Source organism: Corynebacterium sp. CQ3829_602738 (genome assembly GCF_054478435.1).
The window spans coordinates 2,469,876-2,495,146 of sequence record NZ_CM137003.1; the positions used below are offsets into that span (position 1 = coordinate 2,469,876).

17 protein-coding genes, 2 pseudogenes and 2 CRISPR repeat arrays are annotated in these 25,271 nt (G+C 58.7%); of the genes and pseudogenes, 15 read left to right on the forward strand and 4 right to left on the reverse strand.

The window, feature by feature from the left end; translation table 11 throughout:
* The first annotated feature begins 141 nt into the window (after nucleotides 1–141).
* On the forward strand, nucleotides 142–1,785 hold the full coding sequence (istA, locus tag ACX1NL_RS11820) for an IS21 family transposase (RefSeq protein WP_458898248.1): 1,644 nt from the start codon (nucleotides 142–144) through the stop codon (nucleotides 1,783–1,785).
* Nucleotides 1,782–2,549 (forward strand): ATP-binding protein, encoded by a 768-nt coding sequence (locus ACX1NL_RS11825; protein WP_181889237.1) that lies wholly within the window; start codon nucleotides 1,782–1,784, stop codon nucleotides 2,547–2,549. Before istA (ACX1NL_RS11820) ends, ACX1NL_RS11825 begins: the two co-directional genes overlap by 4 nt.
* A gap of 49 nt (nucleotides 2,550–2,598) precedes the next feature.
* Here ACX1NL_RS11825 and ACX1NL_RS11830 read toward each other — a convergent pair whose 3' ends face one another.
* The 3 genes from ACX1NL_RS11830 to ACX1NL_RS11840 all read right to left on the reverse strand — a co-directional run bounded on the left by ACX1NL_RS11830 (nucleotide 2,599) and on the right by ACX1NL_RS11840 (nucleotide 6,750).
* The gene (locus ACX1NL_RS11830; RefSeq protein WP_458898249.1) at nucleotides 2,599–3,411 is read right to left on the reverse strand and encodes a DEAD/DEAH box helicase; all 813 of its coding nucleotides are present in this window, start codon (nucleotides 3,409–3,411) and stop codon (nucleotides 2,599–2,601) included.
* A gap of 132 nt (nucleotides 3,412–3,543) precedes the next feature.
* Nucleotides 3,544–3,720 carry a hypothetical protein gene (locus tag ACX1NL_RS11835; protein ID WP_458898250.1) on the reverse strand — a complete coding sequence of 59 codons (177 nt, stop codon included), beginning with the start codon at nucleotides 3,718–3,720 and terminating at the stop codon, nucleotides 3,544–3,546.
* 66 nt (nucleotides 3,721–3,786) lie between these two features.
* On the reverse strand, nucleotides 3,787–6,750 hold the full coding sequence (locus ACX1NL_RS11840; RefSeq protein ID WP_458898251.1) for a TrlF family AAA-like ATPase: 2,964 nt from the start codon (nucleotides 6,748–6,750) through the stop codon (nucleotides 3,787–3,789).
* Nucleotides 6,751–7,145: 395 nt separating this feature from the next.
* On the opposite strand from ACX1NL_RS11840, the gene ACX1NL_RS11845 reads away from it, so the two are divergent.
* The 13 genes and pseudogenes from ACX1NL_RS11845 to ACX1NL_RS11905 form a co-directional block, all read left to right on the forward strand.
* A complete protein-coding gene (locus ACX1NL_RS11845; protein ID WP_458898252.1) occupies nucleotides 7,146–7,568 on the forward strand; it encodes a hypothetical protein in 423 nt (140 codons plus the stop codon).
* Complete coding sequence (locus ACX1NL_RS11850) at nucleotides 7,565–8,188, forward strand: 5' nucleotidase, NT5C type (RefSeq protein ID WP_458898253.1); 624 nt, start codon at nucleotides 7,565–7,567, stop codon at nucleotides 8,186–8,188. The genes ACX1NL_RS11845 and ACX1NL_RS11850 overlap by 4 nt, the downstream gene beginning before the upstream one ends.
* 337 nt (nucleotides 8,189–8,525) lie before the next feature.
* Nucleotides 8,526–8,798: direct repeats of the CRISPR family, unit length 28 nt; unit sequence GGCTCATCCCCGCAGGTGCGGGGCAGAC.
* 92 nt (nucleotides 8,799–8,890) lie between these two features.
* Nucleotides 8,891–11,301: a CRISPR direct-repeat array (repeat unit 28 nt; unit sequence GGCTCATCCCCGCAGGTGCGGGGCAGAC).
* Nucleotides 11,302–11,556: 255 nt separating this feature from the next.
* Complete coding sequence (cas3, locus tag ACX1NL_RS11855) at nucleotides 11,557–14,382, forward strand: CRISPR-associated helicase Cas3' (RefSeq protein WP_458898254.1); 2,826 nt, start codon at nucleotides 11,557–11,559, stop codon at nucleotides 14,380–14,382.
* Nucleotides 14,383–16,185: a type I-E CRISPR-associated protein Cse1/CasA gene (gene casA, locus ACX1NL_RS11860; RefSeq protein WP_458898255.1), complete on the forward strand. Its 1,803-nt coding sequence runs from the start codon at nucleotides 14,383–14,385 to the stop codon at nucleotides 16,183–16,185.
* The gene (gene casB / locus ACX1NL_RS11865; RefSeq protein WP_458898256.1) at nucleotides 16,182–16,826 is read left to right on the forward strand and encodes a type I-E CRISPR-associated protein Cse2/CasB; all 645 of its coding nucleotides are present in this window, start codon (nucleotides 16,182–16,184) and stop codon (nucleotides 16,824–16,826) included. Before casA ends, casB begins: the two co-directional genes overlap by 4 nt.
* 23 nt (nucleotides 16,827–16,849) lie before the next feature.
* Nucleotides 16,850–17,980 carry a type I-E CRISPR-associated protein Cas7/Cse4/CasC gene (gene cas7e, locus ACX1NL_RS11870; RefSeq protein ID WP_458898257.1) on the forward strand — a complete coding sequence of 377 codons (1,131 nt, stop codon included), beginning with the start codon at nucleotides 16,850–16,852 and terminating at the stop codon, nucleotides 17,978–17,980.
* Entirely contained in the window at nucleotides 17,980–18,702 is a 723-nt protein-coding gene (gene cas5e / locus ACX1NL_RS11875; protein WP_458898258.1) for a type I-E CRISPR-associated protein Cas5/CasD, read from the forward strand. Before cas7e ends, cas5e begins: the two co-directional genes overlap by 1 nt.
* A complete protein-coding gene (gene cas6e, locus ACX1NL_RS11880) occupies nucleotides 18,699–19,400 on the forward strand; it encodes a type I-E CRISPR-associated protein Cas6/Cse3/CasE (protein ID WP_458898259.1) in 702 nt (233 codons plus the stop codon). The genes cas5e and cas6e overlap by 4 nt, the downstream gene beginning before the upstream one ends.
* Nucleotides 19,401–19,450: 50 nt before the next feature.
* Nucleotides 19,451–20,341: a type I-E CRISPR-associated endonuclease Cas1e gene (cas1e, locus tag ACX1NL_RS11885; RefSeq protein WP_458898936.1), complete on the forward strand. Its 891-nt coding sequence runs from the start codon at nucleotides 19,451–19,453 to the stop codon at nucleotides 20,339–20,341.
* Nucleotides 20,338–20,496 (forward strand): annotated as a pseudogene (cas2e, locus tag ACX1NL_RS11890) (type I-E CRISPR-associated endoribonuclease Cas2e); the annotation flags it as partial. The gene cas1e and the pseudogene cas2e, both read left to right, overlap by 4 nt.
* 154 nt (nucleotides 20,497–20,650) lie before the next feature.
* Nucleotides 20,651–22,258 carry an IS21 family transposase gene (gene istA, locus ACX1NL_RS11895; RefSeq protein WP_458897662.1) on the forward strand — a complete coding sequence of 536 codons (1,608 nt, stop codon included), beginning with the start codon at nucleotides 20,651–20,653 and terminating at the stop codon, nucleotides 22,256–22,258.
* 14 nt (nucleotides 22,259–22,272) lie between these two features.
* Nucleotides 22,273–23,031 carry an ATP-binding protein gene (locus tag ACX1NL_RS11900; RefSeq protein WP_092100363.1) on the forward strand — a complete coding sequence of 253 codons (759 nt, stop codon included), beginning with the start codon at nucleotides 22,273–22,275 and terminating at the stop codon, nucleotides 23,029–23,031.
* Nucleotides 23,032–23,138: 107 nt separating this feature from the next.
* Nucleotides 23,139–23,330, forward strand: a pseudogene (locus ACX1NL_RS11905) (type I-E CRISPR-associated endoribonuclease Cas2); the annotation flags it as partial.
* 12 nt (nucleotides 23,331–23,342) lie between these two features.
* On the opposite strand, the gene ACX1NL_RS11910 reads toward ACX1NL_RS11905, so the two are convergent.
* Nucleotides 23,343–25,214, reverse strand: a complete 1,872-nt coding sequence (locus tag ACX1NL_RS11910) for a DNA/RNA helicase domain-containing protein (RefSeq protein ID WP_458898260.1) — start codon at nucleotides 25,212–25,214, stop codon at nucleotides 23,343–23,345.
* Between the last annotated feature and the right edge of the window lie 57 nt (nucleotides 25,215–25,271).

The window sequence follows — 25,271 nt, forward strand, 5'->3', positions numbered from 1 at the left end:
GCGACCGGCTAGTTGGTAGCGGTGTGGTGACTTTCGGGTAGCGGTTCAGTGGGTTTCCGGTAGCGGGGTTGGCGGTGGCGGGTGATGCTTTCGGGTGGTTGCACCACAGGGGTGTAGCCGGTTACCGGAAGGAGTCCGCTGATGACGGATTACCGGGCGGTGATGAAGCTGCTTGTGCAGCAGCGTTCGTACCGCCAGATTGAACAACAGCTCGGATGCTCCCACCGCGCGATTTCCCGGTCGAACCAGGTGCTTCGATCCCTCGGGATTCGCACTATCGACCAGGTGTTGGCGTTGACGGATGATGAGCTCGACGAGTTATTCGTAGATGGGCGCAGCACAGGCCAGGGCGAGTTCGTCCCTATCGATTTCGATGCGGTGGTCAAAGCCCGCACCGGGCGTAACAAGCAGACACTGCAAGTGCTGTGGGCACGCTACACCACCACACCTGCTTTACCCGGCCAGCTCCATTACAGCTACGACCGGTTTCGCCAGTTGGTGGCATCCCATGTCGATGCGGCCGGTTTGACCGCACGCATCACCCACACACCGGGGCACACCATGCAGGTGGATTGGGCAGGCACCAAGATGCGCCTGTTCGACCCTTATGGCGCACCGGGGGTAAAGGTCAGCGTACTTGTTGCCTCAATGCCGTATTCCGGGATGATTTTTGCCCTCGCATGTCCGGATGAGCGCCAGCATTCCTGGCTTGATGCCCACCACCACGCGTTCGCCTACTTCGGGGGCGTGCCTGAGGTTGTGGTGCCGGATAATGCCTCGACTGCGTCGAACGCGATCAGCGCGGCGGATCGAAACCGCAAGGTCAACGACACCTACGAGCAGTTTTTGGAGCATTACAACACCGCAGCACTGCCCACGAGGGCGAAACGGCCGAAAGACAAAGCGAATGTCGAAGCCGCAGTCAAGATCGTCACCCACAAGGTCATCCACGCACTCGATGGCCACCAGTGCGTCGACCTTGACGAACTCAACACACGCATTAGGCAGTTGGTTGACCAGATCAACCAGGCGGTACCGTTTCGTCACCAGCAGTCAAGCCGCAAAGACATTTTCGATGCGCATGAAAGGCACCTGTTGACAGCGCTTCCCGATACCCCGTGGCAGCGCACCGAGTGGAAACGCGCCAAGATCGCCCCAGATTTCCACATCACCGTAGCTAGCGTGCGGTACTCCGTGCCGCACCAGCTCGTTGGCCGCACTGTCGATGTGCGCATCACCGGGCAAGTGCTCACGGTCTTCGATGGTGGCCGTGCCGTTACAACCCACACGCTTGCCCACACCCGCGGGGCGTATGTCACCGATGCCGACCACATACCGGCGAACATGGATCACACCCAAGGACTGTGGACGAGCGATTACTTCCTGCGCGAAGCCCAAAAGATCGGCCCGGCGACACGCACCGTCATCGAGGAAATGATCGCGGCGAAAGCAATCCCGGCCCAGGCGTACCAATCGTGCAGAAACGTGCTGTCAATGGGCAAACACGCCAACAAGCTCGTGTTGGAAGAAGCATGTAAGCGCTTGGTCTCCTCCGACGGGACCCGCCGGGCGGTGTCCTACACCGCGGTCAAAAACATGATGGCCGCCGTACGCAAAGAAGCCGCAACCCGACCACACGGCTTCGACCAACCGGCACCGGCCACACCTGGGCATCGGGCCCACGCACCCGCCGCTGCCACACGCGACACCAGCGGCGCCTACCTCGGTGGCGCAGCACAGTTCAGTCTGGACAACCTCATCAAGAAAGGAACCACAACGCCATGACCCCACCGACCCCGCCTCAAGAGCGTTTCCTCGACGAATCCGTCCTCGCGGACTTCACAGCGATGCGCATGACAGCCTTCGGCAAAAGCGTCATCGACATCGCCAACGACCCAGCCTTCGACACGTGGACCTTCTCCCAAAAGGTGCTCTACGCACTCGACAAAGAAGTCGCGGCCAGACGCGAACGCCGCATCAACAAACTGCTCAAGGCATCACGATCGCCAAACCCCGATGCCTGCCTCGAAGACGTCGTCTACGCACCTGACCGCAACATCAACCCAGAACAAGTCAGCCGACTCGCTCACGGACAATGGTGCCACCTGGGCCAAAACATTGTCATCTTGGGCAAATCCTCAGTCGGCAAGACCTACCTCGCCCAAGCACTGATCACCGCAGCATGCCGCAACGACTACTCCGCCAGGTTCTACCGCACCGACATGCTCGCCGCGCACTTCGCAGTAATGCCACTCGACGACCCAGCCCGGCTCAAACTCACCCGCGAGTTGATCAACGTCGACGTGCTAGTCCTCGACGACTTCCTCACCACCCCAGTCGACGCCGCCACCGCGCACCTGCTCTTCAACATTCTCTCCGAACGAGAAGGCAACCGATCAACAATCGTGACCTCACAGTTCACCCCGCAAGACTGGTACAGATCCATCCCGGACGCCGTCATCGCCGAGTCCATCCTCAACCGACTCATCGCCGGCGCCGAAATCATCACCCTCGAAGGACCAAACATGAGACTGGAAGCTAACCAGTAACTCCACAACACGCCTGAGCAGGGACCGCTACCGGATCCCCACTCAGGCGCTACCACAAACTCACCACACCGCTTCCATTTCGATCTTCTAAACAGGTGCGGCACATGACGCCAACGCGAACCTCCTTGCGCACTCCGCTGTCCAGCACACGCTCGGCGTCTTCAAGCCACTGATGGATTAGCCCGGCGGCGAGCTCGAACTCCTCGTCCTCGGATGCCGCCGGCAGGATCACCGGCGCTGGCCCGGAGCGCGCGGAGCGGTAGTGATCTATCTTGTCAACCTCGCCCTCGGCGTCCAGATACTCCGTATCCCCGCCGACCAGGATGCGCAACGCGTAGTCCAGGTTTTCCTTGGTGGTGCGGTAGTTCAGTGTTAAACGTTGAGAGGCCCGCCCGCGGGTGGAGATGCCAAAGTGCGACAGGGTCAGTGGGTGGCCATAGATGCGCTGATGCGAGTCCTCTGCCAAGAACACATCGTTCGGCTCCTGCGCCACACACGCGCGGAGGAAGCGCCAGTGGTCCGCGTTGAAGTCCTGGGCCTCGTCGACAACAACGTGATCGAACAGCGACCCGCCGCCGCGTTCGTAGCGGACGTTCAAGATCTCCGCGCCGACGGCGGACATGGTGGGCCAGAACAGCTGGCCGTCGATAGCCTGGGTCTGCATGAGCGATTCCAGCACCGTCCACACCTGCTTGCGGTTCAGCGGCGTGCCGCGATCCGCCTGGTCGTTCGCCAGCGCGTTCATTGAGTGCAAAAGCAGCGCCTTCACACCGGCGTGGCCCTCAGCCCGTGCGCGCGCCGGGTGATCCAGCACGGGGTAAAGGAAGGACTCCGTCTTACCCGAACCCGTGCCGGTGATCACCAGCGTGGAATCCGGTCGGCGCTCCCGTGTTCGTCGCGGCTGCGCAGCCTGCGGAACGCCTCCGCCTGGCGGTGGTACGGCGTGAACCACGACAGCATCCAGTCCAGAATCCCGTCCCACCCGATCGCGTACTTAGGCGAGCCGCACCCGCACGTACAGCCCATGGAACATGCCACGTTCCGTGTCCTGTAAAAACGCCTTCAGCGCGTTGGACGTCTCCGGGTTCGCATGCGAGAACGCGGTGGCCAGGTACTCGGGGACACCGCCAAGGACGTGCTCGGATGCGTGGACGGGGATGAGGGAGGACACGGCACTACTGTATAGCGGAGACGACCACAGTAACTCTCAGATGAAGCCGAAACACTAAGTTAGCCTTTAAGATAAGACAAGCCCATAACGGTTTGCTCGATCTCTGAATGCGTCTTCTGCACCTTCCAAGATTCGTAGAAGTTCTCGCTGCATACCGTCATCCGTGATTGACCCTGAACGCAGTGAGAAAACATTTTCCTCAAATTGGCATGAGACCACCTGATCTGGGTCGCCTAGCACGCCAATATTTGCGTTGTGTGTGACCACGATTACTTGCCGCTTTTTTCTAGCTCGATCGAGAGCTGGGATCAACAACCTTTTGATCGCGTCGTTGTCCAAGTTGTCCTCCGGTTGATCGATCAATAAGACATTGGTCGACTGATCGGCTTCAAGAATGAATAACAGCAGTACTAGCCCTCTTTGACCGGGTGACAGCTGGCTTAGAGGGTTTCCGTCTAACGCCAACTCAACTCGGATGTCGTAGGTGGAAAAATCAGTTAGGTGACGTAAGAAATCAAAACTGCCGAGCGCTCCGGACGTATTACGAAGAATGCCGCCTTCTTGTGCTAAGAGTGCGAACTGAATGACGTTCTCCATAAATGTTTCAATATTTGCTTGGGAAAGAACCTCGAGCTCATCGTCAAACGCCGAACGTTCGGCGCATAGAGCCTCAAATTGATCCTGACCCTTGACTTTCAAAGACGGTCGCAGAATTTCGGGATTGAATCTGTCAGCCACCTTGACTCGAATCCTAACGCTGCCATCACCTAACGAGAGCCCGTCCAAACTAGCGTTCAGTAGACTGGTTAATTGGGTGGCAGCCTCTACGTTCTCACAATGCGATCTGACTGCATAAGCTGCGAGTCGTGACGCTATCTCGTTCAGCTGCTCCTGCTTCTTGTCTTTCTCATCTAGGAGGGCTTGTATGCCGGTTAACGACCATTGATCCTGCGCCGGATCGGTCACGCCGTTCTTTAGTTGATTGAACTGCTGTCGATCTCGATTTCCATCGTCCTGGAGCCTCTGACGGTTTTCGATATCGGCTTCTGTTAGTCCCAGCGCCTCTAGTGTTGCTTCGATTTCCTCTTTCCTCTGCCGTAACTCCGACGAGAGTAGTTGTAAATTCAGCTGCAGATCTGAGTACCACTCTCTTACATAACTCTCGAATCGGTCATAATGGTCGGACAACAGAGAATCCCAGCGGTTTTGTGAATCCCAAAAGTCTTTCGGCCCCCTAATTCCCGAAATCCAGTCCTGGGCGATTCTAGTAATTTCGTCGCGAACGGAATCCGAGTGATCGATTTGCCGTATTTGGTCATCTAAGCGGTCATTGCGCGCCGCCCATGCCTTCGTTGACTCTGCTGCCAGCGCTGCTTGCTCGTTCAACTCGGTTATGGAACACAACGTGTCAGCGTCAATGGAGTACTGAACATTTCCCTTCTCCCTTAGGAGAGACAGCTCCTCCTCCACGGAAGCGCGTCTTTTGCCCAAGTCCAACCCATTGATTTCGCTGATCCGCTTGATGCAGGTTAGAGCGCTGCGAAGCTCGTACTCCACATCTACTCCCGCATTGCCTACATCGATGCTTTTTCTCAACTGGTTCTTCAGCTCGTCGAGTGACGAAGCACCGCGGCGTTCCACTTCGGAAATCCTGCGGAAAAGTAAGTCTCCGATCAAGCTCTCCAGGAATTTTGCGCCTTCCGCGCCCGGATCGGCACTGCAAAGTTCTTCGATTCGGGATTGGGGGTAATAATCCACCCGATTGTTTTTCGAAGCGGCACCGTTTTCCCAGGTGAACTCGACTTCGGAACCATCAGTCCATGAAGAGGTTAATTGATAACTAGGGGCTCCCTTCCTCGCTGGTCGAAACCTGTCTTCATTAAGAAACGCAAAGCTGGTCTTGGCGTTAGATGTGGCGGACACTGCGATCCAATCCGCTAACGCGGATTTACCTTTGCCCCGGTTACCCACGATTACGGTATATCCAGGATTAAGCTCTACCCCATAATCGAATACAACTGGACCGTTCTCCGGACTTTCAACTGTGAGTCTTTCGATGATATTGCTGGCGACCCCCCTTTTCTGTTTCGATTCTTCAGGTTCGCCGAAAGAAAGACGATCTTGAAACTTTTTAACAGCGAAGCGCAGACTTTCGAAGTTTGGAGAGCACCGCACCCACATTCTGGATTTGCCCAGATATCGGGTTTGCTCACTGCCATCGTCGAAACGATGGGCATCTGAGGCATGGATCAGAGGGATACCACTCTTGGCCGTTGCCAACAACTTCTGGTTATGAGCAAAAGCCTCCGGCTCGGGTGACGCCAAGAAAGCCCCATCTGCATTCATCAGAAATCTCTTGTCCATCCCTTCGTAGCCCGAATTGAGGAGATCCTTTGTTTCGCTGTAGCCTACAAATTCCAAGGTTCTTCCCTTGAACCAAGGTTCCTGAAGAAGCGCGCGCACTTGCTCCAGGCCAACGGCAAAATGCTTCCTCCCAATTGAGTGGAAAGTGTCTTCATTAAGGACCCCATCCGGTGCTGCCACAACACGCTCCTCCACCAATCGGCGCCCCAGCTCGATAAAACCATGGCGGCCCAGCAAGTAAGCTGGCTGCGTTCCATCTGAAAACTTAAAAGACGTTTCAAGTTTCCCCAGGAAATATTGGTCAATCACGTCGCTATCTATCTTGTTATCGAAGCAAACATGATAGTTCTGTTTTTTGGTTTTCTTCCTTTTCTCGTTGATGCTGTCCGTTAATCGCATTTCAACGACGGGTAACAGGAGCTTTACGTTGGGTAAATTTCCCCGGTCGTGCTCCTTCTTAACTCTCCTATACCCGTCCACCGACCAGTAGTCGTTGATCCCGAGCACAGACACTCCAGACTCAAGCTCACGAATCGCCTGGAAAAATCGGTCCCATGTCGATTTGCTGTTCTTGTCTCCGTATCGAGTCTCTGCGGAGATTGGTGTGTGCACGTGGAGATCCATTTGTTGCCATAGATCGCCAATCCGGTGGTTTTCGATGCTCATCTTCTCTTAATCAAATCTCAGGCCTTGCGAACTCTCGAATTGAATCTTATCCACCTCTTCTCCTCGCCAACCCTTATTTGACCAGAACTTTCATGACCTCTTGTTGCAGCTGACGAAACGGGAGGAAAGAATGGTCGAGAACGAGGGGAGCAAAGCAGAAGTTCCGTAATCAAATCCGACGATCTCCGAGCACTTCAGATAACTCGGAGAGGGTGTCAGGAATTTTGTGTGTGGGGCTCTGATCTAGAAGGAGCTTCACCGATAATGACTACGGTGTCACCGAAGAAAGGCCATGACCCGGCGAGGGTCAATGAGATCAGCGAGAAGCTGATGGAAATTCCTGAGGTCGCCAGCTTGATCAGTGAACTTTAGACCTGGCCTTCCTTCTTCCCCTAGTGGCGATCCTGCTGGACGAGAGCGCCGGGCCGCCGAAATGCCTCCCGGGGCGCCCCCAGAACGCATATCCGCCCTACGACATCATCATCGGGTTCCTGCTGGTGGCCTTCGTTGTCCATGCGGTGTCGGTGCTGATCTGGGTGCACAAGTACGAGCGGTTCTGCAACCACGACTACGAGAACAAGGAGTACATCATTCGCAGTGTGCTTCTCGACGGCACCCTCCAGCGCGAAGCCATCTCAGTCATGGAAACCGGCGCTTGGGATGTGGAGTACCTGACCGATCGGTACTGCTGGTTTTACGCCGGCAAGTTCGATATCCGCGAATACCTGCGAGATTTGCAGGCAACCGCGTCGGAGGTCGCAGCTAAAGTGCCTAAACCAGATGAGGAACCGGATGCCCGACGGAAGGAAACACCGTGATTGAGCTGCAGGATAACCAAAGAACCTTTCGTGGTCGCGCCATCGTGGGCCTGGACCTCGACGGAGTGTGCGCCGATTACACCGGCGGCATTCGCGCTGTAGTCGCCGAACGGCGCGGTGTCGATCCATCAACGCTGCCGGAGCCCGAGGTGTACTCCCTGCACCGCGCCGGATGGGGCTTCGAAACCGTAGACGGCTTCCTGGAGCACCACAAGGCGGCCGTGGCGCACGGCCTTTACCGCGATCTCGAACCCATCCCCGGGGCGCCTGAAGCGATGCGTACGATCGCGGCCGCTGGCGCGCATATCCGCGTGGTGACACATCGGCTAATCTTCGGCGGTTCTCACGCAAAAGTGGTGTCAGACACCGCAGCCTGGCTGGACCGCATGAACATTCCGTACATGTCCCTCTGCTTCACGGGCCTGAAGGACTCGGTTGGTGCGCACGTGTACATCGACGACGCCCCCGACAACGTTGACAGCTTGCGCGAGATGAACATCCCCACCTTCGTCTACGACCAGCCGTATAACCAAGACGTGGCGGGCCCCCGGATCACGGACTGGGAGACAGGTGCCGAGCAGGTGATCGACTTCTTGCGAGAGGCGGGGCAGCTGGGGTGAGCCGCCCGCCCCGCGTACCGCGCGGAGCCTGGAAGGAAGCGCGTTCGCGATCTGCGGCGGAAGGCCGCCCGCCAGAGCGAATGCGCCTACACCCAGCGCTGCGAGAGGCGCCACCACCATCCCAATGATGCCACCGGCGCTGAGCGAAGAACCGCTGCCGTCAGCCGGGCGATCTGCCGCCTTGGGCACAGTTTGGTCGCTTTCACGACCGCCGTCTCCGTGGTTGTTTCCTTTAACGTTGAGGTCACCGTTGCCATAGAGAAAGATGCGGCGATTGCGGCCCCTCCAGCAGGTGTGGGCAGACGCGCGATGCGTCACTCCGGAAGACACTCTGCTGAGCTCATCCCCGCAGGTGCGGGGCAGACGGCCAGTCACCCTCCGGCGCATTCTTGATCGTGGGCTCATCCCCGCAGGTGCGGGGTAGACGTGGTGGTGCAGCACCATCACCGCTAGGCCGGGGGCTCATCCCCTCAGGTGCGGGGCAGACAGCGACGAACACCCGGAGAACATGCCGCTCATGGGCTCATCCCCGCAGGTGCGGGGCAGACGCAACTGTCCGACAGCAAGAACAGGCCCGATCGGGCTCATCCCCTCAGGTGCGGGGCAGACATCTCGTAGTGCGCCTCGTGGAACTTCAATCCGGGCTCATCCCCGCAGGTGCGGGCAGACGTGATGACGACGTTGTCCTCACCGAACATGGAGGGCTCATCCCCGCAGGTGCGGGGCAGACCTACTGTAGCCAGTCGCGGCTGGTGACTAGCGGGGCTCATCCCCGCAGGTGCGGGGCAGACGGTGGTGTGCAGCACCTCGAAGACCAGATGCTGGGCTCATCCCCGCAGGTGCGGGGCAGACTTCCTCATCCAGGCGGCGGAGGACCCGCAGGTGGGCTCATCCCCGCAGGTGCGGGGCAGACCCGGTCGTTGTTGCGGTTGCTTCAGGCTCCGACGGCTCATCCCCGCAGGTGCGGGGCAGACGACGTCTTGGAGCGTGATCGGATCAGCCATCGGGGCTCATTCCCGCAGGTGCGGGGCAGACGCGAAGCTACGCGCCGGTGCCCACCAGGACATGGGCTCATCCCCGCAGGTGCGGGGCAGACTCGGAGAAGTAGTGCTCGAACAGGCGAGTGACCGGCTCATCCCCGCAGGTGCGGGGAAGACGGATCCCAGATGTTGTCATAGCCGGGGTCCTTGGGCTCATCCCCGCAGGTGCGGGGCAGACGGGACTTCTTCGGAGCCGCGCTCCTCGTCCCGGGGCTCATCCCCGCAGGTGCGGGGCAGACATCCGCCTCGCCAAGGACGCCAACGGCCAGTACGGCTCATCCCCGCAGGTGCGGGGCAGACCGGCCACGGGCATCAGCCAGCGCGTCCGTCTTCGGCTCATCCCCGCAGGTGCGGGGCAGACTTGGCGGCCTGGATGCCCTCGGGCGCCTTTGCAGGCTCATCCCCGCAGGTGCGGGGCAGACTGCGGCCGGTTGCGCGAGGTCGGCACGATGGCGGGCTCATCCCCGCAGGTGCGGGGCAGACAGTTCCGTGATGGTTTTGTCTTGCCTGCTGCTGGGCTCATCCCCGCAGGTGCGGGGCAGACTGCCGCTTCACCGTATCTGTTTGGCCAGGTGGTGGGCTCATCCCCGCAGGTGCGTGGCAGACTGCGCCACGAACCATATAGGGCGGCGGCGTCACGGCTCATCCCCGCAGGTGCGGGGCAGACTCTCGCAGGTGCCATATCAGGTATTGGCGTCACGGCTCATCCCCGCAGGTGCGGGGCAGACAAGGTGATGAGCTCGGCCATGCGAGCGCTGGTGGGCTCATCCTCGCAGGTGCGGGGCAGACCGACCTTGTCTTGGGTCATGGGGGCTTCGTTGGGGCTCATCCCCGCAGGTGCGGGGCAGACGCAATGACCTCCGGGTCGGAGTCCATGTAGCGGGGCTCATCCCCGCAGGTGCGGGGCAGACCACCAAGCTCGCTACCCAAAGCGGCGCCCTCAGGGCTCATCCCCGCAGGTGCGGGGCAGACCACACCATCAGCGAACTGATTTCCGCCCACCCGGGCTCATCCCCGCAGGTGCGGGGCAGACCTGGTGGGCATGCGTCTGGCGGACAAGCATTTGGGCTCATCCCCGCAGGTGCGGGGCAGACCCGGAGTACGAGGGGCCGTGCCCGCGGATCTCGGGCTCATCCCCGCAGGTGCGGGGCAGACGGTCAGCGTGACCGCCCCGGTCGGGGTGAAGAAGGGCTCATCCCCGCAGGTGCGGGGCAAACTTCTTCGCCGTCTCCGGCACGACCTTGACGTAGGGCTCATCCCCGCAGGTGCGGGGCAGACGGGCCAGTCTCGGGCGGGGTGCCAGACGGCGAGGGCTCATCCCCGCAGGTGCGGGGCAGACCTTCTCAGTTGTTTGACGCCGCACGGCTCCCCGACGGCTCATCCCCGCAGGTGCGGGGCAGACGACAACCCGGATCTGAAGCATCACCGTTTTCAGGGCTCATCCCCGCAGGTGCGGGGCAGACTCGAACACGGCACGGTGAGCGTCGGCGCGGTAGGGCTCATCCCCGCAGGTGCGGGGCAGACCGCACCGCGCCGGGTCGAACTCCGGTGCCGCACGGCTCATCCCCGCAGGTGCGGGGCAGACTCCATGTCGAACGCCATGTGGGGGCTCGACGCGGGCTCATCCCCGCAGGTGCGGGGCAGACGCCGGACAACTTCACATCCGGCTACGGGCAACGGGCTCATCCCCGCAGGTGCGGGGCAGACGACTGGGCCTTACCCCACGACACGGTCTTCCCGGGCTCATCCCCGCAGGTGCGGGGCAGACCAGCAGCGGTTCATCCAAGCCAACCCGCGCCGGGGCTCATCCCCGCAGGTGCGGGGCAGACACCTCCCGCGCGTCGAGGACGGCGACGAGCTGGGGCTCATCCCCGCAGGTGCGGGGCAGACTGGCTGACATCTTCCACCGGCACACTCTCGCCGGGCTCATCCCCGCAGGTGCGGGGCAGACTCGAGATGTGGCTTCGCGAATGGCTGCCAGCACGGCTCATCCCCGCAGGTGCGGGGCAGACCCGCCACCCAGAACCGGCGTCCGTGGAGCGCCGGGCTCATCCCCGCAGGTGCGGGGCAGACCCTTGGCGACCAGCAACGTTGCATCGGCCAAAGGATCTCGGAGGACAACTTGGTTGAGCCATTCCGACGATACCCCGCGGGTGCGGGGAAAGTTAAAGCCGCCTTTCTACTACGGCTCATCCCTGCTTCACAGGTGCGGGGAAACCTCACGGTCCAGACTCTTTCTTCAGCTCGATTGCTCTCAATTAGTCAAACGGAGTATGAACTATCGAATTCTCCTACTGTGGTTCTTAACACGACCCGACCGGAGTTCCCATGACTGAACTGACGTGTAAGTCCGATTGCCAAGACCAGACCTCCACCACGATCGACTCTTTTGTTGACAAGCTGAGCCCACAGGCCCAGTCGCTGTGGGCCAAATCAGGGGATGAGACTGGGCACCTCAGTCTGGCTCAGCACTTGATTGACTCCGCCTGCGTCGCTGCCGTTGTTTACGACAAGTGGGTTTCTCACTCCCTCAAAGTCAATGTCGCCCAGAATCTAGAGCTGTCCATTGAGGAAGTCCGGCGCCTTTACATATGGTTGACAGGCCTGCATGATCTGGGTAAGGGTACCCTTACCTTTCAGAGCCAACTCGACGTGAAGCCGGAGTTCAGGCACCTTCTATCAGGCGTGGCTGATGCTGGTCTCCCTATTGCCATGAGCAAGCTTGAAGCCGGTAGAAAGTCAATGCCGCACAGCATTAGTTCAGGATTGATTCTACGCAATTGGCTGGAGCAGAAGGGGTATTCGCACCGTCTTGCCAACTGGCTTTCGTCGACCGTGGATGCTCACCACGGCGTGCCATCGGGCGCAGAACGCGATGCGATTAACAACGTGCTCTCTGAGTATCCGGTCGAATGGCGCGCCGTGCACAATGAAATCATCGACGCGATGACGGCGACCGTGGGTGTTCACGACGTACTGGAGTCGCTGAGATCGCTACCGAGCCCCCTCGCGGCCGAGGCTCAGATTCTCACCGGCCTCATTGTGATGGCTGACTGGATTGCCTCAAATCCCGATGCCTTCCCGATGGTTGTCTCCGGCACCCAAACGCAGCGAGCGGAAGACGGCATGCGCGCCATCGATCTCACTGCGCCTTGGAAACCCCCAAAACCAGATGCCGATGTACACGCCCTGTTCCGGGACTCATTCGGGTGGCCCGCTGCGTTCCAAGCCAGGCCGATCCAAAAGGCGATGGCAGACGTAGCGGAGACGTGCACCGAGCCGAGTTTGATCATCCTGGAGGCGGAGACGGGTGTCGGCAAGACGGAAGCTGCACTGGCGGCCGCGCAAATCATCGCCGCCTCTAACGGGGCTCAAGGGGTCTACTTTGCTGCCCCGACAATGGCTACCGCGAACGGACTTTTAGAACGCACAATGAACTGGGCCCGCAACACGACGAAAACGGGTTCGGTCTCTTCGCTTTACCTCGCCCACTCCAAGAACCAGCTTTCCACACCCTATCGGGAGCTGCGGTTCAGAGACATCAACGAGGATGCCTATAACCCCTCCCCGAACGGCGACGTAGTTGCCAGTTCATGGATGAGTGGGCGGCGCCGCGGACTCCTCTCCAACATTGTGGTTGGCACCGTCGACCAAGTGCTCATGCTTGCCTTGCGGCAGCGGTACTCGATGCTTCGCCACGCTGCGCTCGCCGGCAAGATCATTATTTTCGATGAGATCCACTCATACGGGGCGTATACATCGGACTACCTCGCGACCACACTGGAATGGCTCGCGCACTACGGGGCGACGGTCATCATGATGTCGGCAACCCTGCCCTCCGCGGAACGCGAGAAACTCATTGAGGCCTACACCAGAAAACCCGTCAACAAGCATACAGAGGCTTACCCCCTCATCACCGTCGCCAACGAAAGCTCCTTGCGGTACGTCACACCCGAGCAAAGCCCAACAAACCTCGAGGCACGCATCACGATTATCGACGACGCAATTACCGCGCTGGAAGAACTTCTCGGGCGTCTGCTTATCGACGGTGGCGTCGCCCTCATCATCTGCAACACCATCGCCCGGGCCCAGGAGGCATACAGCACTCTCGTTGCTGACTACCCCGGCGAAGTCGAACTCCACCACGCAGGATTTATGGCGTGGCAGCGCTCAGAAAAAGAAGACCGAATGCGCCAGGAACTCGGGCCGGACAGCCACCGGGGTGAAGGCAGGCCCTGGCGGAGGATCGTTGTGGCAACACAGGTAGCGGAGCAAAGTCTGGATATCGACGCCGACGTCCTTGTCACCGATCTCGCACCGATGGATCTCGTGATCCAGCGTATCGGGCGGCTCCATAGACATGGACGACCAGAATCGGATCGCCCAGAACAATTGCGAAAGCCGCAAGTGTTCATCCGGGCGATCGAGCGTGTAGAGCCCGCCCCAACAGTCGACTCAGGAGCTAGCGCGGTTTACGACCCCCTCATTTTGCTGAAAACCCTGCTAGAGCTGCCGGCCGAATTTAGGCGGCCCGACGACGTCGCGACGCTTGTTCAATCGACTTACAGCGATGACCACACGGTCCCTGCAGGATGGGAAGAAGTGTGGGCCCAGGCATCGACGCTAAGCAAACAGCGCATCGACCGTGCCCATCAGCGCTCGAGATCTTTCCGGATCAAGTCGCCGAAGGACACCGACACAATGCAGAAGCTATTTGGCGACCCCACCGCTGCAACGATCCAGCTCGGTGATGATGAAAAGGGGGCTGCACAAGTCCGCGACACTGAGCCGACAGTGGAAGTAATCCCGATACAACAGTCTGGCGATTTCTACACGCCTTTCGGCCGAGTAGACAGAATCGCCAACGGGGTTCCCCTGCACTACAACCAGGCTTTTCAACTCGCCTCAAGCACAGTTCGGCTGCCACTCAGGATGACCCGGGACGATTCTGACTTTGAAGCCGTTATCGATGTGCTTGAGCGCTCCACCCCGATCGAATGGAACGACCACTACCTGCTTAAAGGACAGCTTGCTCTGGCACTGGATGAAAGTGGTGAAGCGCGATTAGGGAGTTTCCGGGTCAGATACTCATCCGAACTGGGTTTAGAAAGTGCGTTCGATTCCAGCCACCCTGATGTCGAGGGGGGTAGTTAGATGAGCACAGAACCACCGCACACCAACACAAAGAAAGCGAAGGAGGTTGAAGAAATGAGCCAACGTCCACAAACCACACCATCGTTTAACTTGTTGGATGAACCGTGGATCATTTGCACGACCAACGATGGCTCCGCAACGCTGAGCATCCGAGAAATTTTCGACGGCAGCGCAACGCCCACTGCTGTCCTTGGGGATTCACCGACCCAGGATTACGCCGTTCTTCGTCTACTTCTTGCTATTTTTTGGAGAGCCCACCACCAGTCCATAACAGAACTGCTCAGTACCCGTGCTGGTCGCCGGGACTTCCGGTGGGAGGACTGGTTCGTCGATAAGCGACGAGCCCTGCTGAATGACGGACACGACGAAACCGTCCTGGCCTACCTCGCACAGTACGAATCGCGCTTTGACCTGCTACACAAGGGAGCCCCTTTTATGCAGGTAGCGGGCCTTCAAACGAGGAAAGGCACGAAATCCGACATCTCCCGCATCGTGCCCGACGCTGAGCATGACTACTTCACTATGCGCACCCATGACGGACGGTCGAACCTATCGTTTGCGGAAGCCGCTAGGTGGCTTGTTCACGCGCAGGCGTACGACTATGCAGGCATCAAAACTGGTGTTGAAGGAGACCCCCGAGTCAAGAACGGAAAAGGCTATCCAATCGGAACCGGTTGGTCCGGAATGACGGGAGGCACCGTCATTCGGGGCACCACGTTGCTCGAAACTCTGCTGTTGAACTCAACTCCAGAGGCCATCTACTTGGATAACGCTGATGATCATCCCGTGTGGGAACGGGAGCCGGATACCCCAAGCCAACGCAACGACCGCGCTGGAAAACTTGAGAAGCCGGACGCGCTACTGCCTCATGGACCAGCAGACTTTGCCACGTGGCAATCGCGAAGGATTCGCCTGTTCGCAGAAGGCGATGCGATTGTTAATGTACTGGTGAGTATCGGCGATAAGATACCGGATAAGGGCAAGAATGTGTATGGCGATCCGATGACTCCTTATCGGTATAACCCCAAGCAATCGAAGAAGGGGACTGAGGCTTTCTACCCTTGCCGTTACGACACGACACGAACGATGTGGCGGTCCCTAGACGCCCTCATCGCCACACACTCCGATCCCGGCTTCAATGAGAAGAATCTTGCCCCTAAACGACCCTCAAATCTGGTGAATTTTTCTGCTATCGCAGAGGACCAGGGAACTGATGAAGTCGTTGACTTAAATATCGTGTCCATGGAATACGGACCGAAAGGCTCAACCGTCAACACGATCGTGAGCGCAAACATGGGCCTTCCATTGCAACTGTTGCGGGACAACTCGTTATCCGCTGTCCACCGTCAGTACGTGCGCGATGCGGCCGAAGCGACGAAGGACGCCGCGAGTTCACTCGGCAAGTTTGCCGGCCAACTCAAGGTAGCAGCAGGTGGAGAGTACGTTTTCGACGCTGACGCGGCTGACCGTCTGTACACCGTTCTCGAGCCGAAGTTCCTGACCTGGCTGCGCAACCTGGATCTCGCGCATATTGGCAACGAAGCAACTGGTTGGCAGGTCGAAATCGAGAATCAGGTACTCCACATTGCAGATGAAGCCATCCGCGGCGCAGGACAGCGGGCGCTCGTTGGAAGAGTCGTCGATGCGCAGGACGACGACTCTGGCCGGATTGTCAATGCGGGTTCACTTTACCGGCAGTTGCGCTACCGCCTGAGCGAGAACCTACCACTGATCGAACGAAATAGGCCGTCCGATCGGGCCCGAGACACTCGAACCCCCGCCGAGCAAGGAGAAACAGCATGACCGAACCGACACTCCAACTCAGTATTGGGAACACCGTTTCATACCTCCAACGAAACTATCTGGACCGAGCCGAAACGGCCGCTGGCGCAGACGCACGACGTGTTCTCGCGGAACTCCGCCAAAGCGCGGCACGCAGTTTCAGCGCCGACCCATTGGCACTGCAAAAAGTACTGATGCTTCTCGAGCCTCCCCTCAGCGACAACGAGCTCGGGCGTGGCGATGCCCCCTCCCCGTCAGAACTAGCGGCGTACAACGCGCTCACTCTGTTCGCTCAACACATGCAAAGTGCAACGAAGCCAGTGCACACCACTGAATGCTCATTTGCACGCGCATGCGGTCGCCTGCAGACCCTGAGTGATTCCAACTCGATCAAACCACGGTTTGACGCTACGCAGTCCGCGCGCGATGAAGCATCACGTGTACTGCATTTGCGGTCGCTCGTGACACTTCTGCGAAGTAAGGAACTCGCATTCGACTACGGCAGTTTCGCCCGAGACTTGCGGTCGCTTCAGTACCCATCGCGTCGCGACGGTGTCCTGCTCCGCTGGGGTAGGGACTACGCAGTCGGAACACTACGCCCGAAGGCACAGCGCGCCGCTGAAGCCGAATCGGAAATCACATCCCCCTTTGCCACCTCCTAGCCATACTCGAAGAAAGGTTCATCATGTCCATCGTTATTGATATCCACGCACTACAGACCGTCCCGCCATCACTGATCAACCGAGACGACACCGGTGCACCAAAGTCCGCGATCTTCGGCGGCGTCCCACGCCAACGCGTGTCATCCCAATCCTGGAAGCGCGCCATCCGTCGCTACTTTGAAGAGAACTTCGATGCGCAGCAGATTGGAGATCGCTCCAAGCGTCTCCCGGAGAAGATCGCCCTGCGCCTCATCGAAGCGGGTCTCGAGCAAGACGAAGCAATCCAACGCGTCTACGATCTGTTCAAAAACGTCGACCGCAAAATCGCCTTCGATAAGACGAATCAGAACGATGACCCGGATGACAAGCCGAGCCCGTATCCCCGCACTAGCTACCTCTTATTCCTCAGCCAGCAACAGATCGATCGTGCCGTAGAGGAACTGCTCGCACTGGATGGCGAGAAGCCTTCCAAGGCCGCGGCGAAGGCAATTCTTGACACTGATCACTCGGTAGACATGGCGATGTTCGGCCGTATGGTCGCCGACGATGCCGCCTACAATGTGGACGCATCCGTCCAGGTCGCACACGCCATCGGCATTCACGCTTCGACCCCGGACTTCGACTACTTCACGGCGGTGGATGATCTTGCCGAGGACGGCAAGGAGACCGGCGCGGGCATGATCGGCACGGTCCAAATGATGTCGTCGACGATGTACCGCTACGCAACGATCAACTTCAACGGCCTGAAGGACAATCTGAACTCTGTCGATGCAGCTCGCCTCGCTGTCGAGCACTTCATTGAAGCGTTCGTGAGCTCCATGCCGACCGGCAAAATCAACACCTTTGCCAACCAAACCCTCCCGGAGCTCGTTTACGTAGCCATCCGCGATACCCGACCTGTCTCCCTGGTCAACGCGTTCGAAGTTCCGGTCGAGGCAGAAAAGGGTGTGTCTCGCCGCAAGGTGGCAGCGGACCGCCTCGCGCGGGAAGCACGTGATGTTGAGTCCGTTTACGGATTCAAGCCGCTCGCAGCGTACGTCATGGGGATCGGCGAGACGGCCGACTCATTCAATGAAATCGCGGAGAAAACCACTCTGCAGGAGCTAACGCAGAATATCAACGAAGTTCTCGGGCGCGTCGTAGGTGACCAGTAATGACACACTCTTTGCTCCTCCTCCTCAAAGGACCGATGCAGTCCTGGGGCGATGAAAGCAGGTACAAGACGCGAGCCACAGCGACCACCCCAACGAAGTCAGGGATCGTCGGCCTAATCGCGGCTGCCCAAGGGCGGCGACGCACCGATGACATCGAGGACCTTGCCAAGTTGCGCCTTGCGGTCCGCGTCGATCAATCCGGCAGCTTGCTGCGCGACTACCAAACCGCACAACCCTGGCAGACGCGTCCGCAAGACCCGGCGCAGCTGGTCACCCGCTACTTCCTCTCCGACGCAGCATTTTTGGCTGCCGTGGAACACGCGGACCGCACGTTTCTAGAGAGCATGGCAGAAGCGCTCCGCAAACCTGCCTACCCATTGTTCATGGGACGCCGGTCGTGTCCCGTGCACCCTGGGTTGGTGATTGGTGTTGTGGACTCCGACGCTGAAACCGCACTACGGAGCCACAAGACCTGGTACGCAACCGATCACCATAAGAAGCAGGCACCGAAAGAAGTGTCGCTTGCGCTGTATCGCGACGCGAACGTCGCTGAACCAGGTGCCGTTCCGCGGCAGGATGTTCCACTTTCCTTTGATCCCAAGCACCGGCGCTACGGGTGGCGGGATGTCGTTCGCTGCCACGATGTTGTGCTTGGCAACCCCCAGGGTGTCGAAACGTCTATCAGCACGGATGAGTTCTTTGAGGCGGTGGTTCAAGCATGACAACGTTGACTCGAATTTCCTTAAACCCAGCACGCAGGCAGGGTGTGAAACTACTGACAGACCCACAGGCGATGCATGCAGCTGTTCGTAAAGCTTTTCCACCCGACATCTCTCAAACAGAAGCGCGAGTGCTGTGGCGGGTAGACAAACACCCAAATGAGCATGTGCTTTACATAGTCGGCCCGGAGAAACCGACAGGGGCACACATTGTCGAGCAAGCAGGCTGGGAAGCACGACCCGCTCAGTCGGCCGACTATGAGCGTTTCCTTTCATCGCTCATGAGAGGACAGCGATGGCATTTTGAACTCGTCGCCAACCCCACGTACTCCGAGCCCCGCGAAGGAAAGCGTGGAAAGGTAAAGCCTCACGTTTCTGCACACAATCAGCTCACCTGGCTGTACAAACAGTCCGAGCGGGCCGGCTTTCGCTTAGCGCCGCGTATAGACGACAGCGTCACTGACGAAGAACGGGCCCGATGGGACGTCACCGATCAACCTCAGGTGCTTGAACGGTGGACCGACGTGTTCCGGCGCGATAAGAAATCGCGCAATGTTCCGCCCGTCCGTATTTCCAAGGCCCGGTTCGTCGGCAACCTCGAGGTAGCCGATGCCGGGCGTTTACGCACCACGCTTACACAGGGAATCGGTCGCGGGCGAGCCTACGGCTGTGGCTTGCTCACCCTGGCACCGGTGAAATAGTGTCTCCGACTCCGCAAGAAGTGCCCATCACGCGACAGGCCTTGTCGCAGATGGGTAGTCGGATCTCATTCCTGTATGTCGAGCGTGCCGTTGTAAACCGTGACGGCAACGCGCTTACGATCACAGACCAGCGCGGGGTTGCCCATGTCGCCGCAACGCAACTGGCAGTTCTGCTCCTCGGCCCAGGTACCAGGATTACCTATGCGGCGATGGCTCTCCTTGGGGACGCCGGTGTCTCAACCGTGTGGGTAGGGGAGAGGGGAGTTCGCTACTACGCGAGTGGCAGACCACCAGCAAAGTCGTCGCGAATGGCAGAGCTCCAAGCCGAGATAGTCACAAACCAGAGGAAGCGACTTGCATGCGCAAAACGCATGTACAGCCTGCGTTTCCCTGGAGAGGATCTCACCGGTCTTTCCATGGCCAAACTCCGCGGCCGCGAAGGCGCACGGATGAAGAAGGTGTACGCCGACGAAGCGGCACGTGTTGGTCTCATCTGGAACCGGCGTGCATACGATCCGAATGATTACGATTCCTCCGATCCGATCAACCAAGCGTTGACCTCTGCAAACTCCGCGTTGTATGGCATCGCACACGCGGTAATCGCCGGGCTTGGTTTCGTGCCTGCGCTCGGAGTGGTGCATAACGGAACCGACCGCGCGTTTGTGTATGACATCGCGGACCTCTACAAGGCAGAAATAGCAATCCCTGCAGCATTTGACGCTGTCGCCTCCGGTGAAATGAAACCCGGCGTCGCTGTGAGGCGGCTTGTGCGCGATGCCGTTGTCGACAAACGGCTCATGCCGAGGATGGTCAAAGACCTCAAATACGTTATGGACCTAACTGACGACGAGACTTTCTCGGATGCCGAGCTCTACCTCTGGAGTGAACTCGAAGTCATCGCAGCCGGCGTGAACTGGTCTGAACACGAGGGCACACCATGATGGTTCTCGTCGTCACCGCATGCCCTGCTGGTCTGCGCGGCGATCTCACCAAGTGGCTGGTGGAGATCGCGCCCGGCACTTTTGTAGGCAAGCCATCCGCGAGAATCCGTGAATTGCTCTGGCGACGAACGACCGAACTGGTCAAGGATGGGCGTGTCGATTCGGGGTAGTTGGTACCGCGAGTCCGCGTAGTTGGTACCGGTGTTCCACGTACCCGGTACTGCAAGGGGTTTTCTTTCATAGTTGATGTTGGCGACACCACAATCCGGTGGTGTCGCGTCAACATCTACTTGGAAGGAGCCGGTCCTTGTGGCTAACTTCAAACAGATCATCGCGATGTGCCTTGACGGTGCAAGCTACGCGCAGATCACACACGCATTGGGATGTTCACGACGAGAAGTATCCCGCGCAAAGAAAGTCATCGCTGATGAGGCACTAACGCCAGAGCGTTTCCGCCAACTCCCACCGGGATGGTTCGATGATCGATTCAGCGACGGCCGGAGTAAGCGGACGATGTCCTACGACCAGCCTGATTTTCAAGCCCTTGCACGCAAGCTCCAAAGCAAAAAGCACGTGACCAGGCACAAGCTGTGGATGGACTACTTGTCGCAGCCGTGTCCGACGGACAAGACAAAGTACCAGTACTCCCAGTTTTGCAGTGGGCTCAATGAATTTCTCCGTGCTCATGATCTTGTCGAAGTCGTCACCCATGAGCCGGGGCAAGAGCTTTACGTCGACTGGGCTGGCGACAAAGTGCCGGTGGTGGATCAGGCCAGTGGTGATACCGCATTCAAGGCGTCGCTGTTTGTCGCGGTATGCCCGTACTCAGGGCTGATGTACGTCACTGCTGCTGCGAATGAGAAGATGCCGGCTTGGATTGCATGCCACGTCAAAGCGTTGAACTATCTTGGCAAATTACCGGCGGTCATCGTGCCGGATAATGCCTCTACGGCGACCTACCGGCCGAGGAAGCATTCAGGCTACCGGATGGTCACTGACCGCTACGCAGCGTTTGCCGACTACTACGGGGTCACGATTGTGCCGACAAGACCTGGCAGGCCACGCGACAAAGCGGCAGTAGAACGTGCTGTGAAAATCGCCTACACCAAAATACTCGGGTATTTCAGCGACGAGGTCTTCTACAATCTCGATGAACTCAATGAGGCAATCGCTGACCGGCTTGCCGATATCAACAGCGCAATGACACGGGCTGATGGCACAACACGGCGCATGCGCTTTGAGCAAGAAGAAGCACCAGTGATGCGCGATCTGCCGCCGACACCGTTTACGGAAGTGTCATACAAGCGGCTCAAAGTCGACCGTAATTGGCACATCACCTGTGACTACCAGTACTATTCTGTGCCATTTCAGCTGGTAGGAGAGGCAGTGACGGTCAGGCTCACCCCGCAACTGGTGAGCATCTTCAACGGTGATCAACTAGTTGCTGAACACACACGCCTTCACGGATTCAAATACCGGTACTCCACTGATCCCAACCATGGGCCAAGCAGCGATGACGAAGGCCACAAGGCGCTCACCCGCGACGAACTCTTGGCTTGGGCCTCGTCGTTCGGTTCTGCAACGCACACAGTCATAGCGATGATCCTCGATCGTAATAGTGCCGCCGTCCCCCGCGGACTTCTTCAAGCTCGCAACGTGCTGGCCAACCTGGGCAAAAAGCACAGCAAAGCCACCCTCGAGCCGGCGTGCCAGCAGGTCTTAGAAAAGAAGCTGGCTCCAACTATGGCTGTGATCAAGCGCATCCAGACTGACATTGCGCACGCTCAGCAGCCCCCTGCTGCACCAGGGCGAAAGACACAGCCCGCGACGAAGAACCAACAACGCCCAAGCGCCCCGCTTACCAGCGACGCAGCTGACGCCGTCTTCATCCGTCCTGCTGACCACTACGAAAACTAGAAGGAGCGTGAACCATGAGCAACATCAATGACGAAACAGTACGGGCAAAAATGCGAAAGCTTCGCGTATCGACCTTCGCTGATGTCTTCTACGAGATTGTCAACGACGAGGCCTACGCGGATGCGCTACCAGAGGACATCTTCCTCGCAGCAGTCGAAGAGGCCTACACACAGCGGCAACAACGCAACATCGCCAAAGCCATCACCCAGGCACAATTCCGATACCCGGACGCGAGCCTTGCTGAAGTCACCCGAGCAGAACAACGCGGCATCAACATGCGCCAACTGAAACGAATCGCGGCGACCAACTGGCGGGAAAACCCGACCAACATTCACATCCTCGCACCGACCGGAACAGGGAAAACATACATAGTCTGCGCCATCGGCGTCGCCGCATGCCAAGCCGGATACTCCGTGGCCTACTACCGGCTAGACCAACTCGTAGACATGTTGGCGGTCTTCTCACCGACTGACCAAAACTACCTCGATAAGATGCGGAAACTGATCAATGTCGATGTCCTTATCATCGACGATTTTATGACCATGAGCATCAACCAGCGCGGGCAAGAAGACCTGAGCAAGATCATATTCGACCGCGACGGTCGGCTCCCAACACTGATCTCCTCCCAATCGGCCGCCGCCTATTGGGTCGAAGCCCTCCCCGACAGAGTCGGAGCCGATTCACTCGTTAGCCGCCTCAACAACGGCCACCGAATCCGCATCGGAGACTTCGACATGCGCAAGGCCACCGCCCCAATAGAACCGGACGAATAAGACAAACAGCCGGGCCAACTCCGTCGGCCCGGCCCCGGTACCAACTACCCGGAACACAGCAGTACCGGGTCTCCGGAACACCGGTACCAAAAACCCGCATCTGACATGGGCGCGCGTTGCTGGTCTATTCCAGCAACAATGAACAAGGGATGGAGTTCCGCACACACAGATACGACTGGGTTCCCACCGACTTCGATGGACTCACGCTAATGATGCGCCCCGACGCCCCGGGCTCTCACGCGCGCCGAACCGGCTGGAGCACTGCTCGGCGCCAGCGCAAACGATACAGATCCCGGTAATCTTCTGGTTGTCTAATCCGCTGTTGAAGCTCGCTGCGCCTCCAACAGCGCTTCCCGCAGTTGCTCATCCACCGCGTAGATGAACATGCCTTTGGTGCCGCGGGTCATCAGCACATTGAGCTCGTTCTGCAGCATCTCTTCTCCAAACGACTCACGCGAGCCGTCTGCGAATACGCGATTCTGCACAGCCTTCTTGTGGGCAGACTCGGACGGGTCGAACACCACGCGACCATTCCGGTACTTCACTGAGGGTCCGAGAATCACGCCTGCGTAGTTCAGATCGAAACCTTGAATTGTGTAGGTGGATCCAATCTCGCCGATCGTGGATGGCGTCTCCGACCATGCCTTGCGGTAGGCGATGCGGCGCTCTTTGCGTTCTTCTCGTAGCTGCAGGTTCCACGGCCGGCGCAGACTGCCGGTCTCGTGCTCCACGTTGACGTACCACCAACCGTCGGGGTCGTTCTCGTTCTTCTTCGCAGCGCTATACGGCCAGTCGTAGGTGGCGATCAAGCGGGACAGGTTGTTCTCAACTGCCGAGTCCTTCTCCCGGATCGCAGCATCCAAAGCATGAGGGCTATCAAAAATGCGTAGGTCGTAACCCTGCGAGTCCGCGTGCACTGGCAGAATCACGCCCTTGTCCACGAACGTGCGAATCCACTTGATCGTCTCCGGATCCGCATTCAACCTCATCTGGTTGGTCAATCGAATCGCCGGCTGAGCCATGCGGTCGGCGAAGTAGTCCTCGACGGGGACTTCCCAGTGCTGCGGGGTTTCCAGAGTCTGCTTCGGGTCGTACACCGCCACGACGACCTTGGCGCGGTCCAGAATTGCCTCGATTTGCGGCTGGTCGTGGAAGTAGCCGAGAGCTTTCTGCGTAAGCAGGAGGTGCGCCTCGTCGATGAGTACGACATCCGCGGGGTCGTCGGGAGAGAAGCGGTTAATGAACTGGGTGGGGCTGTATACGCGCTCCCGGTCGCCACCTTTACGTGAGTCGGGGATGCCCGCCTTCTTAATGATCTCCTTGTACACCGCCAGCTGCCCACCATCGTTCTTGTGGCCCGAGACGAGGTACCCGTCGATGCCAGTCCCGTCCATGTCGAGTCCTGCGGCTAGAGCACGGAAGCGCTCGTCCTCATCTTCCACGCCCATCATGATGCCGTTGAAAATACTGCTGATCAGTACGGTCTTGCCGGACCCTGCCTCACCGGAGACCAAGATCAGCTTATGGTCCAACACGTCGTCACCCACGCCGCCTTCCAACGCGTTGTTCACGGCTTCGAAGATCTGATTCTGCGCGGTGAGCTGCTCCTCGTTGAGCTTCTGAAATGGCGATGCCTTGAAAATCGCGGAGGAGGTGATCGCTTCCTTGGACTCAAAAAGCTCTGGCTCGACCCGGTGGAGTTCCTCCCAAACTTCATCGAACAACTGGTCCAGATGCTCGTAGGTGAAGTAGTCGCGCTGCTCGTTCGTGCGCCGGTTGTTGCGGCGCTCCACTGACTTGCACGATTCCAGGTAATGCAGGAACCGGTTCTCCACGTCGAGAGTGAGAGACTTGTTGAAGTACGGGTGGCCGATTACATACATCTCCACGTCCTCCGCCTCACTGAACTCCCTCCAATCAGGCCGCGTCTTGATGTCCTGGAAAAGATGCTGGCGGGTGCGCTTCTGAATGTCGTTAGTCTCGCCGACGTACACCTTGTACCGGTACCCGTGCTCATACTCGCGGCGGCTGCGAACCACGTACACGGTGGGAAAGTTCAACTGGTGAGTGATCCAGTCTGCGCGCTCGTCTTCGGCGCGCTCACCGTAGGCCGTCTCTAAGCTGACTGCGAATTGGTCGTCGTACCGGACTCGTTGGATAAGCGGCTTGGGAAAAGCGTCCACGGGGCATGCCTCATCTGCGTTACGCGGGGTGAGGACATGTCCGGCGGGGAAGTCCGT

Coding starts and splice junctions, on each gene's coding strand:
- istA (WP_458898248.1), top strand. CDS start 142: ATGACGGATTACCGGGCGGTGATGAAGCTGCTTGTGCAGCAGCGTTCG.
- ACX1NL_RS11825 (WP_181889237.1), top strand. CDS start 1,782: ATGACCCCACCGACCCCGCCTCAAGAGCGTTTCCTCGACGAATCCGTC.
- ACX1NL_RS11840 (WP_458898251.1), bottom strand. CDS start 6,750: ATGAGCATCGAAAACCACCGGATTGGCGATCTATGGCAACAAATGGAT.
- cas3 (WP_458898254.1), top strand. CDS start 11,557: ATGACTGAACTGACGTGTAAGTCCGATTGCCAAGACCAGACCTCCACC.
- casA (WP_458898255.1), top strand. CDS start 14,383: ATGAGCACAGAACCACCGCACACCAACACAAAGAAAGCGAAGGAGGTT.
- casB (WP_458898256.1), top strand. CDS start 16,182: ATGACCGAACCGACACTCCAACTCAGTATTGGGAACACCGTTTCATAC.
- cas7e (WP_458898257.1), top strand. CDS start 16,850: ATGTCCATCGTTATTGATATCCACGCACTACAGACCGTCCCGCCATCA.
- cas5e (WP_458898258.1), top strand. CDS start 17,980: ATGACACACTCTTTGCTCCTCCTCCTCAAAGGACCGATGCAGTCCTGG.
- cas6e (WP_458898259.1), top strand. CDS start 18,699: ATGACAACGTTGACTCGAATTTCCTTAAACCCAGCACGCAGGCAGGGT.
- cas1e (WP_458898936.1), top strand. CDS start 19,451: ATGGGTAGTCGGATCTCATTCCTGTATGTCGAGCGTGCCGTTGTAAAC.
- ACX1NL_RS11900 (WP_092100363.1), top strand. CDS start 22,273: ATGAGCAACATCAATGACGAAACAGTACGGGCAAAAATGCGAAAGCTT.